The organism is Sphingobacterium sp. UBA7038 (assembly GCF_002494055.1).
GTDB classification, from domain to species: Bacteria; Bacteroidota; Bacteroidia; order Sphingobacteriales; family Sphingobacteriaceae; genus Sphingobacterium; species Sphingobacterium multivorum.
On sequence record NZ_DLAV01000011.1, the window covers coordinates 335,918 to 353,252 of the forward strand.

At 35.1% G+C, this 17,335-nt stretch carries 17 protein-coding genes and 1 tRNA gene; 7 read left to right on the top strand and 11 right to left on the bottom strand.

The features are described from left to right. Nucleotides 1-139: 139 nt before the first annotated feature. From hpf to B3H30_RS05915, 4 genes are all read right to left on the bottom strand, one after another. On the bottom strand, nt 140-499 hold the full coding sequence (gene hpf / locus B3H30_RS05900) for a ribosome hibernation-promoting factor, HPF/YfiA family (protein ID WP_070563758.1): 360 nt from the start codon (nt 497-499) through the stop codon (nt 140-142). 14 nt (nt 500-513) lie between these two features. After that, nucleotides 514-1,395: a tyrosine-type recombinase/integrase gene (locus B3H30_RS05905; protein WP_070563761.1), complete on the bottom strand. Its 882-nt coding sequence runs from the start codon at nt 1,393-1,395 to the stop codon at nt 514-516. A gap of 101 nt (nt 1,396-1,496) precedes the next feature. Next, nucleotides 1,497-1,691, bottom strand: a complete 195-nt coding sequence (gene rpsU, locus B3H30_RS05910; RefSeq protein ID WP_046672133.1) for a 30S ribosomal protein S21 — start codon at nt 1,689-1,691, stop codon at nt 1,497-1,499. 90 nt (nt 1,692-1,781) lie between these two features. Next, nucleotides 1,782-2,414: an HAD family hydrolase gene (locus B3H30_RS05915; RefSeq protein WP_175441966.1), complete on the bottom strand. Its 633-nt coding sequence runs from the start codon at nt 2,412-2,414 to the stop codon at nt 1,782-1,784. An 89-nt stretch (nt 2,415-2,503) separates the two neighbouring features. On the opposite strand from B3H30_RS05915, the gene B3H30_RS05920 reads away from it, so the two are divergent. The 7 genes from B3H30_RS05920 to B3H30_RS05950 all read left to right on the top strand — a co-directional run bounded on the left by B3H30_RS05920 (nt 2,504) and on the right by B3H30_RS05950 (nt 10,889). Then, a tRNA-Ile gene (locus B3H30_RS05920) sits at nt 2,504-2,577 on the top strand. A gap of 188 nt (nt 2,578-2,765) precedes the next feature. Continuing rightward, nucleotides 2,766-4,073 carry a site-specific integrase gene (locus tag B3H30_RS05925; protein WP_198385976.1) on the top strand — a complete coding sequence of 436 codons (1,308 nt, stop codon included), beginning with the start codon at nt 2,766-2,768 and terminating at the stop codon, nt 4,071-4,073. Nucleotides 4,074-4,735: 662 nt separating this feature from the next. Continuing rightward, the gene (locus B3H30_RS05930) at nt 4,736-5,530 is read left to right on the top strand and encodes a thymidylate synthase (RefSeq protein WP_088162640.1); all 795 of its coding nucleotides are present in this window, start codon (nt 4,736-4,738) and stop codon (nt 5,528-5,530) included. Next, nucleotides 5,527-6,927, top strand: coding sequence for a DNA methyltransferase (locus B3H30_RS05935; RefSeq protein ID WP_088162641.1), 1,401 nt, complete (start codon nt 5,527-5,529; stop codon nt 6,925-6,927). Before B3H30_RS05930 ends, B3H30_RS05935 begins: the two co-directional genes overlap by 4 nt. Continuing rightward, nucleotides 6,917-7,903: a phosphoribosyltransferase-like protein gene (locus B3H30_RS05940; protein WP_088162642.1), complete on the top strand. Its 987-nt coding sequence runs from the start codon at nt 6,917-6,919 to the stop codon at nt 7,901-7,903. Before B3H30_RS05935 ends, B3H30_RS05940 begins: the two co-directional genes overlap by 11 nt. 2 nt (nt 7,904-7,905) lie before the next feature. Beyond that, complete coding sequence (locus tag B3H30_RS05945) at nt 7,906-9,960, top strand: hypothetical protein (protein ID WP_088162643.1); 2,055 nt, start codon at nt 7,906-7,908, stop codon at nt 9,958-9,960. An 8-nt stretch (nt 9,961-9,968) separates the two neighbouring features. Continuing rightward, nucleotides 9,969-10,889 carry a hypothetical protein gene (locus B3H30_RS05950; protein WP_088162644.1) on the top strand — a complete coding sequence of 307 codons (921 nt, stop codon included), beginning with the start codon at nt 9,969-9,971 and terminating at the stop codon, nt 10,887-10,889. A gap of 446 nt (nt 10,890-11,335) precedes the next feature. Here the strand turns inward: B3H30_RS05950 and B3H30_RS05955 are convergent, their stop codons facing one another. The 7 genes from B3H30_RS05955 to B3H30_RS05985 form a co-directional block, all read right to left on the bottom strand. Then, nucleotides 11,336-11,887, bottom strand: coding sequence for a hypothetical protein (locus tag B3H30_RS05955; RefSeq protein ID WP_286833635.1), 552 nt, complete (start codon nt 11,885-11,887; stop codon nt 11,336-11,338). Between the two features lie 72 nt (nt 11,888-11,959). Continuing rightward, on the bottom strand, nt 11,960-12,574 hold the full coding sequence (locus B3H30_RS05960) for a hypothetical protein (protein WP_088162647.1): 615 nt from the start codon (nt 12,572-12,574) through the stop codon (nt 11,960-11,962). Beyond that, nucleotides 12,574-13,380 carry a DUF4099 domain-containing protein gene (locus B3H30_RS05965; protein ID WP_088162648.1) on the bottom strand — a complete coding sequence of 269 codons (807 nt, stop codon included), beginning with the start codon at nt 13,378-13,380 and terminating at the stop codon, nt 12,574-12,576. Before B3H30_RS05965 ends, B3H30_RS05960 begins: the two co-directional genes overlap by 1 nt. 20 nt (nt 13,381-13,400) lie before the next feature. After that, on the bottom strand, nt 13,401-14,588 hold the full coding sequence (locus B3H30_RS05970) for an ArdC family protein (RefSeq protein ID WP_286833637.1): 1,188 nt from the start codon (nt 14,586-14,588) through the stop codon (nt 13,401-13,403). Further along, nucleotides 14,578-14,742 (bottom strand): hypothetical protein, encoded by a 165-nt coding sequence (locus B3H30_RS05975; protein WP_172462462.1) that lies wholly within the window; start codon nt 14,740-14,742, stop codon nt 14,578-14,580. The genes B3H30_RS05970 and B3H30_RS05975 overlap by 11 nt, the downstream gene beginning before the upstream one ends. Further along, a complete protein-coding gene (locus B3H30_RS05980; RefSeq protein ID WP_286833639.1) occupies nt 14,735-15,139 on the bottom strand; it encodes a M23 family metallopeptidase in 405 nt (134 codons plus the stop codon). The genes B3H30_RS05975 and B3H30_RS05980 overlap by 8 nt, the downstream gene beginning before the upstream one ends. Nucleotides 15,140-15,292: 153 nt before the next feature. Continuing rightward, complete coding sequence (locus B3H30_RS05985) at nt 15,293-17,332, bottom strand: type IV secretion system DNA-binding domain-containing protein (RefSeq protein WP_088162651.1); 2,040 nt, start codon at nt 17,330-17,332, stop codon at nt 15,293-15,295. Nucleotides 17,333-17,335: the final 3 nt, after the last annotated feature.

Consider the following 17,335-nt stretch of genomic DNA (forward strand, 5'->3'; position numbering starts at 1 on the left):
CCTTCCTAATTTCACATGGATCAACAGCCCCGAAAATCCACGTTAGGTTCTTACGGACCAATTACAATAGAGCGGTACAAAAAAAGAGGCCAGTTTCTATAACTGACCTCCTACATTTACATCTATATTTTAATAGTTATTAATCGTATTCTTCCTCTTCTTCTTCCTCTAGGGTAAGAACTTCATTACGTCCATTGATAACTGTATTTTTTGTCTTTGTTTTATGTTTATTAATCTGTCTACGCAAGGATTCGACAGCAATATCTGTCGCCTCCTCAAAGCTCTTCGCTTGCCCTTTCGCAAAAAGCTGGCTTCCCGGGATATTTAATTTAATTTCTGAAATTTTATTTGCCTCATCATCGACATTTTCCAATCGCAGGTAGCATTCGCCACCAATAATGGAATCCAAAAACTGCTCCAATTTTCCTGTTTTCTTTTTGATAAACTCGATTAGCTTTTGATCAGCAGTAAATCGAATGGATTGCACAGTAATGTTCATTTTTCCTCCTTTTTTTAAGCTTTTGGATGAGCTTGTTTATAAATTGACTTCAATCGTTCTGCTGAGTTATGCGTATACACTTGTGTTGCCGCAAGCCCTGCATGCCCCAGCAGCTCTTTAATTGCATTTAAATCCGCCCCGTTGTCCAACAGGGCCGTGGCGAAAGTATGTCTCAAAATATGAGGACTTCTCTTACCTTGAGTAGAAATCAGCGTCAATTGCCGATGTACAATAGCATAGATCAGCTTGGCATATGCTGGCTTTCCTTCTTTCGTAACGATTAGTAAGCTGTTATTAGTATCAACAAATTGCGTCGCCTTTTGTTGCAAATAGTTTTTCAATTCTTTCAATAAAAGATTATTGATCGGAACCAAGCGTTCTTTGTTCCTTTTACCTAATATAAGAATATTTTTATTAAAAAAATCTATATCCTGCTCCTTAATTTTCAACAATTCTGCCAACCGAATCCCGGTACCGAACAACAATTCCATAACCATATAATCGCGGCAGGATTCAAACCCATCCTGCTCCTGCCCCATCTGATCCAACAAACGGACCAGCTTTTCCTTTTCAACAACAACCGGTAATTTTTTAGCAGTTTTTAACGCTTTAATAAGCGTCATGGGATTTTTCGCAATACACTCTTCTCTTTGCAAAAATTTAAAATAAGTTCGCATGGAGGACATACTCCGGTTGACTGAACTTGCATTTTTTCCGGACTCTACCATTTGCGCGAAATAATGACGTAAATCACGGTATACGATATCCTGCACAGTCAGTCCCTCACGATCCAAAAAAGACTGGAACATCTCCAACTCATGCTTATAGGCAATAACCGTATGTTCTGAATACCTTTTTTCAATCTGCAAAAACCGAATAAACTCCTTTTCCAACATATTTTCCCTTGCTATATAGCTTAAATTACAAACTTAAAAGCACAAAAAAAAGGGAAAAGCATTGCTTTTCCCTTTATATTTTAAAATTCTCAGCGAATCAATTAGTTAGCTACATCTTGATTCAAAGATTGTTTGTAAATCGCTTTTTTCACTTGAATGCGACGAGTTACAGATCTCTTTTCGTAAGCTTGACGTGAACGCAACTCTCTTAAAACTCCAGTTTTTTCGAATTTCTTTTTGAAACGTTTCAATGCTCTATCTAAAGATTCTCCTTCTTTTACATTTACGATAATCATGCGTTATATATACCTCCTTTCGCCGCTTTTAAATTTAAAGTGGGACAAAGGTAAGCTATTTATTTTTAAAAAGGAAAACAAAATTATTTTTTATAGCAATTCGAATTCTTCCAACAAAATTCTTAGCGGTTTCTCCTTCGTACACAATGCCGTATGCCAACCCAATTGTTTTGCTGTCGCTAGATGTTGAGGGCTGTCATCAATAAATAAAGTCTCCGCCGGATCCAATTGTTGCTCTTGCATAACCAATTCAAAAATCTCCGCATCAGGTTTGCGCATCCCTACCAAATGAGAGTAATAGGTCTTTTCAAAAAAACCTTCATTGTCGGCAACACCATATTTCTCATGAATATCATTCATACAATAGGCATAATGAATTGCATTGTTGTTACTTAACAAAAAGGTACGGTATCGATCTTTCAACTGGACTAAAATCTCATGATTTCCCTGTGGTACACCGATCAGTAAACTGTTCCAGGCCGTATCAATCTGTGCGTCCGTCAGTGCTGGGTTTTGGGTTAATTCTCTTATCCCTTCACGAAATTGCGTCGAATCAATTTTTCCTTTATCAAAATTATCAAAAAGTGCACTTTGACCATGATGTCCAAATACGGCATCAACATTTTCTATACCTAACTGAGTAAAAGCATCTTTCAATTTTACAAAGTCGATCATAAAGATCACATTCCCATAATCAAGAACAATATTTTTAATTTTTTCCATCGAATTATTTTGAAATATCAATACAAATATCGATAATTGCATCGTCAAAACGGCACAACAGCTGTTTAAATTGACAAAACAAAAGACCTGCTCCTATAGCTCAGTCGGTTAGAGTAGAAGACTCATAATCTTTTGGTCCCTGGTTCGAGCCCAGGTGGGAGCACAAAGCAAAAAAGCGGCTTTTCTATGCGAAAAAGCCGCTTTTTTCGTTTCTTTCCATTAATCTTTATTGATGGAATGGCCATGGGATACCTTCCCTATTTGGCCAGTTTTGCATAGTTTTTTGTTGAACTTCACGTAAAAATGTAACAAATATGTAACGGGAATTTTTACGTGCTAAAGAAAAAAATTATGGCAACCGTAAGCGCAAAAGTTTATGAACACCACAAGAAATCCGATGGCACCTACAATGTAAAAATCTGTGTCTATCACAAGGGGGAAAGAAAGTTTTTGGATACTAACCACTATGTTGTTCAGAAGCAACTCACCAAAGAAAAAAAGATCAAGGACACCTTTGTTCTTGACAAGTTAAATGACCAACTCAAGGAGTACCGTAAAGCAATTAGCGAACTTGATGGGAGACTTGAATATTTCACAGCGGAAGCTTTAAAAGATTACCTGAAAGATATGGATGAGGATGTAGAATTCATATCATTTTGCAGGGAACATATCGAACGATTAAAAGCTGATGGAAGAAACGGAACAGCCAAGAACCATACAGCCATCTGCAATAGCCTTGTTGATTATTTTAAAAGACATACTGTATCCATAAAGGAAATAAATTCAAACATGCTGTTTTTGTATGAACGATTTCTGAAGTCGGATAGAACTATGACTAGAATTAATCAACTTGGTAATTCGGTAATAACCACAGAGAAAGGTTTATCGGACAGTGGGCTTCACAACCACATGAGAGATCTAAGAACACTCTTTAATGAGGCCAGGAGAAAATACAATAACGAAGATTTAGGCATCTATCGAATCAAACATTATCCTTTTTCAAAATATAAGGTAGGTTCTCCCCCTCTAACAAAAAACAGAAACAATGAAATAGATGATGTTTTAAAATTAAGGGATTGGCCTACAGTACCCAACAGTCGAGCTGAGTTAGCCAAAGAACTTTATATGCTATCATTCTATCTATGTGGCATCAATGCTGTAGATCTATACTATTTAAAAAGATCAGATATCAGAAATGGTAGAATAGATTATAATCGAAAGAAAACAAAGGATTTAAGAAAAGATAATGCATTTATTAGCATTAGAATAATTGATGAAGCTAGGCCACTTCTCGAAAAATATATCGAAAAACTACGAAACCGATATAGAAGTCCGAATTATCTTAATTATGCATTATCAAAGGGAATGCTCCACCTACGTAACCTAACCGGAATTAAAAATCTTACCCTATATTGGGCGAGACATACTTTTGCGAGTACTGCTAGAAATAGATGTCGCTTAAACAAAGATGACGTCTCACTAGCTCTTAATCACGTCGATGAAGGAAATAGAGTAACTGACATTTATATCGAAAAAGACTGGAAAATTGTTGATGATGTTCAAAAAAAAGTAATCAGAATTCTAAGAAAAATCGAGTTTAAGAAAGATAAGCCGAAGAAATCTACAAAAAAGAAGAATAAAAATAAACAAGCTGCATAATGTATACTGGAACGAAATTATTCGTTCCAGTATACTTTTTAAATAATTCCTAATCTTATATTATGAAAACAATTCTGTTATTCTTTATCATTTGTATACTATCAACAATTGGGCTTTTCACTGCTCTTAGCATGAAAACTCCTTGGATTGGATTTTCATTGGTATTTTTTACATGTTTTGTATTTATTTGCAACACCACTAAGACGAAGAACTAATAGCAATGTCAACTGTTGTCTGAGTTATCCATTCTACATGGACTAATAACATTAACCTTAGATTTGGCAGTATCGGCTAAGACATGATATTACTATTTTTTTTAGAGATATTACTTGAGTTAATGAATTTATATTTATTATTTTCACCACAAATTTGTAACAGTAGTGTAACAACACCAAATTTTGATAAATAAAAACTACTCAATAAAATTACAATAACTAAAGCTTTTATGAATTTGATTTCCCGAATGGCTCATCTCTTTGCTAAATTAGGTGCAAATGTTACTATAAAACATATCGATTTACTTTAATAATATTATAAAACAAATTATATTAGGTTATAATAGAGTAGTTATGGACATATCAAAAGAATTTTCGCATATTTGTTAGAACTTTATTAATTATAAAAGCTAATATAATTGTTTGATGTTCTAGACCACAATTCATATGAATCAATACGAAACTCTTTTAAAATACGTGCAAGAAAATGGGATAAAAAAGACCGACAGGACTGGTACTGGTACTATTAGTATATTCGGCTATCAGATGAGGTTCGATTTAAGTGCGGGTTTCCCTTTGGTAACGACTAAGAGAATACATTTAAAATCAATTATACATGAACTTCTTTGGTTTTTAAAAGGAAGTTCAAATATTACATATTTGAAAGAAAATGGTATAAGTATATGGGATGAATGGGCTGATGAAAACAACGAATTAGGACCTGTTTATGGGACTCAGTGGAGAAATTGGCCGACCCCAGATGGAGGACATATTGATCAGATTGCAAAAGTAATTAATACAATCAAAAATAATCCCGATTCAAGGCGAATAATAGTAAGTGCATGGAATGTTGCAGAAGTAGACCAAATGGCTTTACCACCTTGTCATCTCATGTTTCAATTTTATGTAGCTGAAGGTAAATTATCTTGTCAGATGTATCAAAGAAGTGCAGATATGTTTTTAGGAGTTCCTTTTAATATCGCATCCTATGCACTTCTTACTATGATGGTGGCTCAAGTTTGCGGATTAGAAGCTGGTGAATTCATTCACACCTTAGGTGATACACATATTTACATGAATCACATGGATCAGGTTGAACTTCAATTAAGCAGAAAACCAATGCCATATCCAAAAATGTTAATAAATCCTGATGTGCGGGATATTTTTAACTTTAAATATGAAGATTTTAAAATCGAAGGCTATCAGCCATATCCTTCTATTAAAGCTCCAATTGCAGTATGATTTCAGTTGTTAAAGAGTTAAAAAAAAATAATGCGGAGGCGAATTTAATTATAGATGGTTTATTAAATGAATACGCACTAACTGAAACACCTATAGAAGTAAGTTTCAGAGCACTAATTCCTGAATTCAAAAAGGCCGATAGGTATACACATCTTATACATAGTTATCCAGCTAAGTTGTTGATGCATATACCATATTTTTTCTTGAGAAACAATATTTTCTCAAAGCCTGGGGATACTATTTTAGATCCTTTTTGTGGAACTGGAACCGTATTACTGGAATCTGTGTTGGCAGGAAGAAATGCAATTGGGGCTGATGCTAATCCACTTGCGCGTTTGATTGCGAAGGTGAAAACGGCTAACTACTGTATTGAAACATTATATAATATTTTATCTCGTTTGATAGATAAAGAAGACGATCGCCAATTTGAAAATAGCTTTCCTGATGTAGTAAACATAGATTATTGGTTTAATGCGCAAAACAAAAAGGCTTTACTTTTGTTGAGAAATAAGATCCACACAATCGAGGACAATGATTACCAAGACTTTTTTTTAGTTTGTTTTTCAAATCTGATAAAAAAAGTAAGCTATGCTGATCCTCGTGTAAGTGTTCCTGTACGCTTGAATGCTAAACGATATGTAGAAGGTACTGCAAATTTTAAAAAGGTTGAGAAACGCCTAGCTGAGCTTGAAGATATTGATGTATTTTCAAAATTTGAAGCTATTGCAAGGGAAAACATTAATAGGTTTCAGGAATTAGGAAAAATATATGAAGAGCGGGTCACACCTGTTACTTCCAATATTATTTCTAAGGATGCACGAAATCTCACAGTTTCTTTGGATAGTGATAGTAACTTAGTAGATCATTCTGTAGATTTAATAATAACCTCACCACCATATGCAGGAGCGCAGAAATATATTCGATCTTCTAGTTTGAGTTTAGGCTGGTTAGGTTTCGCAAATGCTAATGAGCTCAAACATTATGATCAATTAAACATTGGACGAGAAAATTATTCAAAATTAGAAAGAGCGATTAAAAAAACAAATATTCAGTCTTGTGATTCTCTTATCTCGGATGTTTCACTAATAAATCCAACACGTGCTCAAATAATTTCAAATTATATCGTCGAAATGCAAAGTGCTATCATTGAAAGTATCAGAGTATTAAAACCGAATGGATATTTTATTTTAATTGTTGGCAATAACAAGGTCTGTAATTATGAATTTAATACACAAGAATATTTATCAGAATTTATTCAAAGTAAGGGCTTAAAGCTTGTCTTAAAGTTAATTGATGATATAAAATCTTATGGCTTAATGACCAAGCGAAATAAAACAGCCGATATAATTTCAAGAGAATGGGTACTAATATTTAAAAAGCCAGCGGATGAAAATTAATACGCTGCCTATAAAAGATCGATTACTAGAAAAAGTTCATGCTTATTATCAAACTATCTGGCAGGATAAATTTAAAGATAATATTCACATAGATTGGTTGAATAATTTTTCTGGTTCAAATGCAGTTCTTTCTGAGAAAGAGCAGTTAAATATGCTTTATTTACTATCCAAATTTATGTATTTTGGTAATGTAGAATTAAGAGAACTCCTTACAGCGCTGTATAGAGATTTATATAAATACCCGATTATATCTGCTATAAGGAAAGCAAATGCTGACTCAACTGATTGCTCATTTCTGAGTGCGGAATTTCAAAAGGAACTCGCTGTAACAAAATTTCTTGGTGTTGGAAATCCATCAGAAAGCGGTGTTCATCTTTTATATTATTTTAGGCAGGAATGTAAGCTATCAAAAAAACACTTCATAAATACAAGTGATATTTTTGAAACATTTAAGGTGGAAGATTTAGATAAGGACGGAAATAAAAGATCTTATCTAAAGAGCGAAATTAAAATTAAGGATGTTAAACGATATATTTTCATCGATGATTTTTGTGGTAGTGGTCAGCAAGCTACATCTTATTTAAAACCCATAGCCGAAAATATTAAATTTGAGAATCCGGATATTGAAATTAAATATCTGATGCTATTCGCCACAGCCAATGGTCTTGCTGAAGTAAGAAAAGTTAAAGCTTTCGATAATGTTGATGCAGTATTTACTTTAGATAATTCCTTTAAAGCTTTTTCAGCAGATTCCAGATACTTTAAGACCAATGTAGATAACGACATTGAAAAAGCTTTTTCTAAAGCAACAGCTGAAAAGTATGGAGTTCCACTTTTTAATCCGTCTTTAGGCTATGGCGATTGCCAACTACTTTTTAGCTTATTTCACAATACGCCAGATAATTCTTTACCTATATTTTGGAGTGATGCAAATAACTGGAAACCAATATTCAAAAGGTACTATAAAATCTATTAGAAATGATTGGAGAACTTGATAATCCTTTTAGCGTAACTAAGGCAACAGAATTTTCAGATGTTGAGATTAACGAATATTGGGTTAATTTTAACACAAAGGATAATATATCCATAAATTCCATTCTAAATCCAAGCGAATTTTTACCAAAGTATATAATTGGAGGAAAGGGTTGTGGAAAAACCCATATTCTTCGCTATTTTTCTTATCCATTGCAAAAAATAAGAAATGTTGATATTCATTCACTACTCAATTCCGAAAAATATTTAGGTCTTTACTCAGTGTTTCATGGTTTAAATTCTAGTCGATTTAATGGTAAAGGTATAGATGACAATCAATGGTGTTCAATTTTTGAATACTATTTTGAATTGTATATCTGCGATAATTTACTTACATGCATCAAAGACGTTATGTCTGAATTAGGCTTAACTAGCAAGGTCGAAAAAACACTTGTTAACAAGATTATTTCAATATTCAGCAATACGGAAGAGCTATCTTCTTGTCATAATTTTGACAGTCTAGTTGACTTTATTAGCGTCCTTAGACGGAAAATTGATTTTCAGGTATTGAATGCTGCTTTTACAAGGAAACTTGATTATGAAGAGGTGAGTATTTTATTCTCCCCAGGTGATCTCTTGTTTGGAATTCCTAAAATTATCAGTGAAAATCATGGTTCGTTCGAGGGAGTAAAATTCATCTATATTTTTGATGAATATGAAAAGCTCTTCGAATGGCAAAAACGCTTTATCAACACATTGGTATGGGATAAAAAAAATCCTGTCACCTTTTGGATTGGAGCTAGAAAATATGGTTTTACAACAAGAGAAACGAAATCAGGACAAGAAATGAAGTCTGGATCGGAATTTCAGGATGTGAACTTAGATACGTTAATAAGAAATAATGAAGACTTATACAAAGACTTCGCAGAAAAGCTTTGTACAGATAGGTTAGTCAAATATTATAAAAACAGGAAGTTAGAAGAGCCAACAATTGAAATTAGTAGAAAATTTCATGAAAAATTTGAAAAGTATGATGAAAATAAGATTTTAAACGAAATCAAAGAAAAAAATACAAAGAAGGAATATGAACATCTTCGTGAATTTAGAAAGAAATTAAATTCTGCTATTAAATCTAATTATGCTCTAGAGATACGTAATCCGAAACAAATTGAAGATATAGTGAATTCAATTACGGAAAGTACAGAAGATAATCCACTGTATCAAAAGTATAAGTTATTTTATTTCTATAAGCTTTGGAATAAGGCAAAGCCAGGAGACAGTATAAAGAAGTATTTGCAAGAGATCAATAAAGAGTTCATAAAATTTAGAAGGAATAAGGAGAGCGCTTTCGATGAAATAAAAGATAAAAGAAAAAAGGATTTCATAGCACAACTTGCAAAGGAAAATAATATTAAAAACACAGAATATTCGGGTATTGATAAGTTTATAGAGCTTTCACAAGGCAACGTAAGACATTTTATTTTAATATTAAAAAAAGCAATCGAAAATTCCAGAATTCGTGGTGAAAGACCACTTGAAGACGGTGGAAGAATAAGTTTAGATGCTCAATACCTAGCGGTTTATGATACTGCAAAGTGGTTTTATGAAGATATAGAAGTAGTTGGCGAACAAGGTAAAGAAATGTACAGTTCTTTGAAGAATTTAACTGACTATTTTATACAGGAAAGATTTTGTGACAAGCCAGTTGAGACAACAGTTTCATGTTTCTACGTCAAGGCTGATGAATTATCTGGAAAAGCGTTAAAATGCCTTGACTTGCTGAAGATGCATTCAGTATTAATCGAAGATGAAGAAGGACGATATGACAGGAATACTGGACGAAAAGAACGACTATTTCAACTTAATAAAATATTAGCCCCGTTGTGGAATCTTCCTACTGTCGTTAGGGGGAGTATATCCCTAAACAACGAAATTGCGGAAGCAATACTTAATCATGATCAAAATAGTCGATTTCAAAAATTGTATAAGCTTCGTAAAAATCAATTAAACGCGCCTGAATTTTTAAAAATTAAATCTCAGGATACTCAAACTCTCTTTTAATCAAACGTATGGTAGATTATACGATATTTTATAAAACTAGTTATGAAAATGGCAATATCAATACTTTAGAAGAGTACGACTTCTTTTTTTCTGCTTATGATGACTGCGAAAGAACTAAAGTTCTATTTGACAAAGTTAAATCCCATAAAAAAGTATGGATTGATTTCCCTCATTACAAACATGGTACATTAAAGATAAATGATTTATACACTTGTGTATCTTTTAAAGAAGATGAGTGCTTTATTGATTTGTTTTCGCAATTAACACTTCTTGATAATTCTAAAATTTGTATTGATATTACTGGATTCATACGTCCACATTTGATATTTTTTATTACCTATTTGTATAGGCTTGGCATAAAGAAAATAGATTTTCTTTATTCTGAACCTCATCATTACAAAAATGCAGAAGAGACTACATTTTCTGGGTTTATTGATGAAGTAAAAATTATTGAAGGTTGTAGCGCAGCCGTAAATCATGCTAATATTGATAATGATTTACTTATAATTGCTGCTGGGTACGATGATAAATTGATTGCAAAAGTTTCTCAAGAGAAATCAAAGATTAAAAAGAAATATTATATTCTGGGATTTCCCTCTCTTCAACCGGATATGTATCAGGAGAGCATTCTTAAAATTCATCAGGCTAAGGAATCTATTGGACATCGTATTGATAAGTTCGCTCCAGCTTTCGATCCCTTCGTAACCGCTCAAACCATCAGTGAGATAATTAAGGAAAATCCAAATCATACAAATATTTATTTAAGCCCTCTTTCAACTAAGCCTCAAACTTTAGGTATTGCTCTATATTATTTATGGAATTTTAATAAAAAGTCTCTGAATATTATCTTTCCATATAGCAACACGTATTTACCTAAAACTGCAACAGGAATTAAAAAAACTTGGAAATACACATTTGAATTACCTTAATTTCAAATGTGTATTTTTAAATAAGCTTCCTATTCCAGAAACTTTTAAATTGAGCAAGCAGAATTTGGGCAGTGCCCTATTTTTATTGCCGCATTTGCTAGAAATGGGTTTAGAGTATGCTCCGGGGATACTCTTGAACCTTTAAAAATAATTAGCACCGATTTTTCGTATACGCTTTAGTATAATTCTCTCTATCTACTTTTTGCTATCACCCTATTCGGTAGTCAAGGGAATCTGATTTCATTACAATACTAGATTCGAATTCTAATCTTTTTTGACCCAATTTCGAGACTAAGTGTGACTACCTAGCAAAATAAAGCAAATTTTCTATGCAGGAGAGACGCTTTATCAGTTTCTTCGCTTCCAATTTTCATTGTGAAAGGTGAAGCTAGCTAATTAGCTTGGTGAATAAAAAATAGAGGGAAAGTCTTTCCAGTATTTACATACTACCTACCTCTTTTAATTTCTTCATTTTGTAAATCCAAATTGGCTTGAGTTACAATATTGTTTTTAGGTTGGGCATACTGGCCTTTTTTGAGACCAGATTCCAAAAGGAGTTTTTCAGGAATATTTGTATTTAAAATAATTTTATCGGACCCCAGCTTTGGAATAATTTTATCCCTTATCAAATTCTTGATATGTTCGATCCCTTTAATATTATTTAGGAATTTTTCCATCGAGTGATTGAAAGTAAAATAAGAATACGAATCATTCGGAATACCATAAGCGATTCCATTTTCGGTTATTTTTGCCAGTTTCTTATTGAATTTTTCTAGTTCCTTTTTCTGTAAATGATCGTAAAGTAGATCATCTATTTTCTCTTCTAAGGCCATATTGATAAAAGGATCATCTAGTTTCTTAAAAGACTTTGTATAGTCTTCCGCATCCCTTATGAGTTCTTTTCCTTTTGCATCTTTATGATAATAGTCAGTTGAACCACCATGTCCAGCATTTTTGGCATAACCAGCATGTTTAATATTTTTAAGTTCAATATTCATAAAATATAATTCTAAGGTGGATAAATCCACAAGTTCTAGACGGATAACAATCAACCTTATTGGCACTAAATACTATAAAGAAGTAAATAAATGATGGAAATTCAGGAATCCTCTAACCGGTTTATGAGTTCGGATGGCGAACCGTTTACCAGAAATCACCTCAAAGTAGTTTAGAGAAAACTTCTCAATAGGTAAAACAAGACTTTGCGAGCCAAATTCTATTTCTATCAGATCATCATTGATCCTAAATTTTGAGTCAATCCTACGGATCCAAAGAGCAATCTTGCAGTCAAAGATTTTCCCAATCAAACTATTTTCAGCTAATAGATGGATTTTGGAATTAGGGAACTCATAAATGAGCTCCCTAATATACTCTTTGCATGGAAGATAGCCTATCGAAGCAAAGGCAACAGACAACGAGTTATCAACATATTGTGGAAAAAAATGTGTAAAACATAAAATATCTCGACAAGCTGAAGCTATAAATAAATCAGTTACCGAAGGGGGAAAATGATTACAAGCCTTCCAGAGACCACTAGCTACCTCTTTAACACACACGTTGTTAGTCCAAACTTCCTTTTGCTGATCTGAAAAATATCTATAGCTGAACTCAAAACCGGCAGGAGATCTTTCAAAAAAGGGTTCAAAGAATCGGATCACATCCTGATCCAAATTATCTACATTCATTAGCGGGACGATGAGCGTCCATATCCTCTAGATTCTTGATTTGGGATATGCTTATTTATTAACTGCTGAATGGTAACATTAGAATCCGCTACATTTCCTTTTTGTTTCATATCAGCAATGGCCTGATTATATCCATTAGAATAACCTTCGGATTGGAATTTGGCAGCACGGTTTTTCAGGGTCTGAATCCCTCTATATACAAGGTACGAGATGCCGGCATCAAACAGGATCGAAAGTGCTAGTCTTTTATTATCCGATTTTAATCCCTGAGGGTTAAGCGCTGTATGCTGAAACCTGGTACCATCAGATAATTCCACAATCTGTCCATTTTTAAATTTTTTCTTTTGCTCTTCGGTAAGCGTCTCTGAGTTTACAGCTAATGGAACATTTACTTTTTCAGGATCATAGGAAATAAACTCTTTGGTCTGTTCATCGTATTCGATGATTATTTTCCTGACCTTACCCTTTTGTACTTCTTGCTCCTTGGCAATATTGTCAATCTCACCATTTTGAAGTTTCTGGCTTTCGTTTTCATCCAGAAGCTCATGTGCTTTAGCCACCTTATATATTGGATGCACATTCAGGCTCACACTTCCGTCGTCATTTTTCTTTAAAGATAGTTTCGCATCGAGTTCGGGAATAGAAAGCCCATCAAACTTAAGGTCCTTAAAATTTGTCATTTCGGTTCTTCTACCTGTAAGAAGTGCATTGATATTCTCCCTGGAGAGAAGTATCCGTCCCTGAATATAGAGTCCCAATTTTTCAAGTTCACCAAGGGGAAGTTCGTTGTCTTTAAATTGATTCATATTATTATCGAGTGATAGGATTAACGTTTTAAACCATAAGAAGCTTTTTGGACTTCTTCGTTACTATTAGAAATTGCTGGAGTCTTTTTATCATTGCCGTTTTTGATATCTAGCAACGATTGGTAGAGCCTGTCATTTTTTGAGAGTACAAATTTCTTTCCGGTGTCCTCTACTTCCATCTGAAATCTTCCTCTTTTCAGTTGACTGCTTACTTTATAAATCGAATCCTTGTACGGAATGATATCGCCAATAAAGAGATTGGCTTCATTTTTTCGGGAGCTTTTATTAGTGGTTTGCTGGTTAAGTTCACGTTTACGTTCAAATTCCAGTAGATAAGAAAATATCCTTTCCGCATCCGTTGCCGCTGCATGGATTTCATAAGGATTATTTTTTAACATTTCGATCCACCCTTTTACATAAGCAGCATGCTGGCCTGGATCATGACCGATCTTAAACTCATCACCGATCAGCATAGAGGCAATCTCCGCCCTTAATTCTTCCCTTGCATAGCCTTCACTTCCAAACCTGTTAATTAGGGACCTGTTGAGCCTGTCCTGATGTCCAGTCCAGTGCCCAAGCTCATGAAGAAGGGTAGCATAATAGCGGTCAGGAGTGGCAAATTGTTCTTTTAACGGCATCGTTATACTATCAGACCGGAGACTATAATACGCCTCATCACCTTTTCTGTGATTGACAACCGCACCGGAAAGGAGAACCAGATCTTCCGCACGGACTATTGGGTCCCAATCAGATTTCAATTGGGGTTTTAATGCTAATTTCGGAATTCCACTGACCTGTTCAGCGTTAAAGACCCAAGCCGCTGTGACAATGGCACGTTCCAAAGGCGTCCGTACTTTTATGTTTTTACCATTTTCATCAAGGACTTTTTTCCCGTTTTCATCTAATTTTGGGATAAGATCATGGGTTTTGACAAATTGAACCAGCGTTCCCTTTTCACCCTTGTTTATTTGCCAGCCTTTGGAATCCGCTTGCTTGAAAGTCAGCCATCGGGGGTCTTCCCTGCCTGAATTCAGCAGTGAAAAGATATTGATTCCTTTATATCTATTTCCGGTAATTGCGTTATAAGGCAGATTAAAATCGGTTGACGCAGAATTCCAAGGTTTCTGCCAGGGAGCTGTTCCTTTCTCTAATTTTTCGATAAGGGCGGCGGCAACCTGTTCGTGCAGTGATTTTACCTTATTGTTCATCCTCCTCTCCTTCCTCGTTATTTTCCTCCTCGAAAGGAAATTCGTCACCATAAGATATACCGTATATCACTGCCTCTTCGGGCGTTAACCCAATATCCTCGCCTTCTTTCAGAATTCTAAGTTTCTCATTAAGGCTTTCAAAAGATTTATTCATTTTTTTGTTCGTTTAAAGGATTTAAGCTGAACTCATTGAGTTTTTTAAGAAAAAGAATGGGGTCAATAAATTGACCCCGGATTTTGACTGAGAGATGGAGATGCTCTCCGGTCGCCAGACCTGTTCTACCGCTTACACCAAGTAGATGTCCAGGCGGTAAACATTCGCCTTTTTGGACCAATAGTCGAGATAGATGTCCGTATATAACCTGAATTTCATCACCTGATTCTATTACCAGAAATTTACCCAGCGTAGGACTTTCCCCGGCATTCACCACATTCCCTAAAATTATATTAAAGATGGGTGAATCCCTGGCGGCAAGATCTACACCGTTGTGATGAATAGGTTTTAATTTTATCGGATGTACCCTATAACCGTAAGGAGACGTTACCCGCATTTTTTCAAGAGGGAGACTAAAATCTAGGGATTGCCCAACGGTATTTAAGGAAATAAAAAGCAATAGAAATACCCAGATTATTGGACTACAATAAACAGGATAAACGGGGCAACGAATATTATACATAATGAAATTAAATCAGTGTTCTGAAAATTATTCCGATGAATTTTTGGACTTATCCGCTAAGGATTCTTTTTCGGTAGGCTCGGTATAACGAAATCCGGTAACTGCTTCAACAACTGAATTAACTTCCTCTTTGATCTTTTTGAAATTTGCCAGCAGTATCTGTTCTTTTTTCTCTCCAAAATCATAGAATATGGGCAATTCTCTATAATGCTGCTCTTCCTGTTTTATCGCTCCAACATCAATATTTATCCGGCAGTTAACGGCTGAGGTCCTGAATTTTCCGGTAAATTTCTCTACGGCATCAGAAGCGATAAGTCCTACCATCTGACCAGCAGGCAGTGCTGCGATTTTACCTGCGGGGATAAGGGGTTCGAGTTTTTCTGACAGGGAGATAGAAGTTTTATTCCTGTCGATACTAAGGCTTTCGCTCTGCTGTTTTACTTTTCCAAAGATCCTTTCCAACCACTCAAGCGTATCTTTGTTCTGTACGCTTCCTGATAGAACATTTCCCACTACCGAAGTAATCGTTGCGGAAGTTTCTTTACCATACTGTTGCTGAAATTGCTGTAAACTCTGGATACCCAAAACCGTCGCAACAAGATTACTTCGAGCCTGACTAAGGACCTGTTCTATACGGTATAAATATAAACTCGGAGCCTCATCAACGACTATTCCAACAGGAAGGTTTCCTTTGGAATTTACCAGCTTTGTTACACGGTTGACGACAACCGATAAACATGCGGAATTGATGCTCTGGGTAGCGGGATCATTAGCCAAGATCAGTATTCCGGGATGTTTGGGATTACTGACCTGAAGTTCAAAGTCATCTCCGCCAAAAATCCAGAACGTTTCTTTTGTCGCCAGCCTGCTGATAAAGATCTTTAATGTGCCAACCTGCCCCTCCAGCTGTTCAAATGCACGTGCTTTATAAGCTGTCTGAAATGGAGAAAGAAGCGAATTAAGCTCTTCATTGCTAAAAAGTGAGTCAAAAATATCTTCATAGGATAGGTTTAGAAATGCCAGAACATGCGGCAAAGTGGAATAACGTCCATTTTCATACTTGCTAAAGAAGTAGATACAAGCTGTTAAAAAATTAACGGCAGATTGGGTAAAAAACTGGTCGCTTCCTCCACTCTTATCACCCTTTTTTAGAGCCTCTACCAATGCTTCGGCAGTTTCGTTTGCATCAGCGAGGGTCTGCAAATATTCCGGTTTAAATGGATTTGCCCGGCGGCTTCTGGATGGGTCATTCAGGTTAATGACATGGAATTCATAATCCAGCATTTTTCTTTCCTGTTTTGCCAGCAGGTAATGATAGTAAGCAATCTTTCCAAGATCAGGGTACTTTAGATCATATATACACATGGTAAAAGAATTCGCTATCATTTGACGCAGAATAGGCATAATGACCCCAAAGCTTTTTCCGCTTCCCGGAACTCCGCAGACCAAACAGCCCCTAAATAAGTTTTCCAGTGGAATATAGCCTTGATTAACCCTTCCCTTATAATAAAACAACATAGGGATATTGACAGAATAAGGCGTAATTTTCGCCTGGGTGGGCTGCATAAAGGATTCTTCCTCGATATTCCATTTATCTTTCCCTAATCTAGAGCTGATAATCTTTGAAATGTTGTCTAATGCAACATGGATCAGGACAATCCCCAGAAAAGAACTAAATACATAACCAAGATCATAATAATTCAGCCCGTATAGAACCGGTTTCCCTTTTTGACCGTGCAGCCATACCGCGAGCGCAATTATTAAAAATCCAAGCGTGAGGGGATAAACAATATGGTTCTTGGGATTTAGATCTTTCTTCTTTTTACTCAGGGTACCGATAGAAACCAGTATGACCAAAAAAACAGTAAATAGCTTACTGTCCAGCAGTCCCGAATAAAAAGGCATCCTTGCCAGCTTGGTTGCAAAAAGTAAATTTGTTTTGTTTAGAATCCCATATTCAAGGGATTTCTCAACATAAAGAAAGAGATAGAACTCCAGAAAAATGGAAAGATAAATGGCGAACTGGAAGAATCTATAAAGGCCCTGTTGCTCTTTTGTTTCTTCCATTTT

Bases quoted from the DNA above. Each gene is read 5' to 3' on its own strand.
- B3H30_RS05935 (WP_088162641.1), top strand. From the start codon at position 5,527: ATGATTTCAGTTGTTAAAGAGTTAAAAAAAAATAATGCGGAGGCGAAT.
- B3H30_RS05975 (WP_172462462.1), bottom strand. From the start codon at position 14,742: ATGAATAAATCTTTTGAAAGCCTTAATGAGAAACTTAGAATTCTGAAA.
- hpf (WP_070563758.1), bottom strand. From the start codon at position 499: ATGAACATTACTGTGCAATCCATTCGATTTACTGCTGATCAAAAGCTA.
- B3H30_RS05925 (WP_198385976.1), top strand. From the start codon at position 2,766: ATGGCAACCGTAAGCGCAAAAGTTTATGAACACCACAAGAAATCCGAT.
- B3H30_RS05930 (WP_088162640.1), top strand. From the start codon at position 4,736: ATGAATCAATACGAAACTCTTTTAAAATACGTGCAAGAAAATGGGATA.
- B3H30_RS05940 (WP_088162642.1), top strand. From the start codon at position 6,917: ATGAAAATTAATACGCTGCCTATAAAAGATCGATTACTAGAAAAAGTT.
- B3H30_RS05960 (WP_088162647.1), bottom strand. From the start codon at position 12,574: ATGAATGTAGATAATTTGGATCAGGATGTGATCCGATTCTTTGAACCC.
- B3H30_RS05970 (WP_286833637.1), bottom strand. From the start codon at position 14,588: ATGAACAATAAGGTAAAATCACTGCACGAACAGGTTGCCGCCGCCCTT.
- B3H30_RS05945 (WP_088162643.1), top strand. From the start codon at position 7,906: ATGATTGGAGAACTTGATAATCCTTTTAGCGTAACTAAGGCAACAGAA.
- B3H30_RS05955 (WP_286833635.1), bottom strand. From the start codon at position 11,887: ATGAATATTGAACTTAAAAATATTAAACATGCTGGTTATGCCAAAAAT.
- rpsU (WP_046672133.1), bottom strand. From the start codon at position 1,691: ATGATTATCGTAAATGTAAAAGAAGGAGAATCTTTAGATAGAGCATTG.
- B3H30_RS05915 (WP_175441966.1), bottom strand. From the start codon at position 2,414: ATGGAAAAAATTAAAAATATTGTTCTTGATTATGGGAATGTGATCTTT.
- B3H30_RS05980 (WP_286833639.1), bottom strand. From the start codon at position 15,139: ATGCGGGTAACGTCTCCTTACGGTTATAGGGTACATCCGATAAAATTA.
- B3H30_RS05965 (WP_088162648.1), bottom strand. From the start codon at position 13,380: ATGAATCAATTTAAAGACAACGAACTTCCCCTTGGTGAACTTGAAAAA.
- B3H30_RS05985 (WP_088162651.1), bottom strand. From the start codon at position 17,332: ATGGAAGAAACAAAAGAGCAACAGGGCCTTTATAGATTCTTCCAGTTC.
- B3H30_RS05905 (WP_070563761.1), bottom strand. From the start codon at position 1,395: ATGTTGGAAAAGGAGTTTATTCGGTTTTTGCAGATTGAAAAAAGGTAT.
- B3H30_RS05950 (WP_088162644.1), top strand. From the start codon at position 9,969: ATGGTAGATTATACGATATTTTATAAAACTAGTTATGAAAATGGCAAT.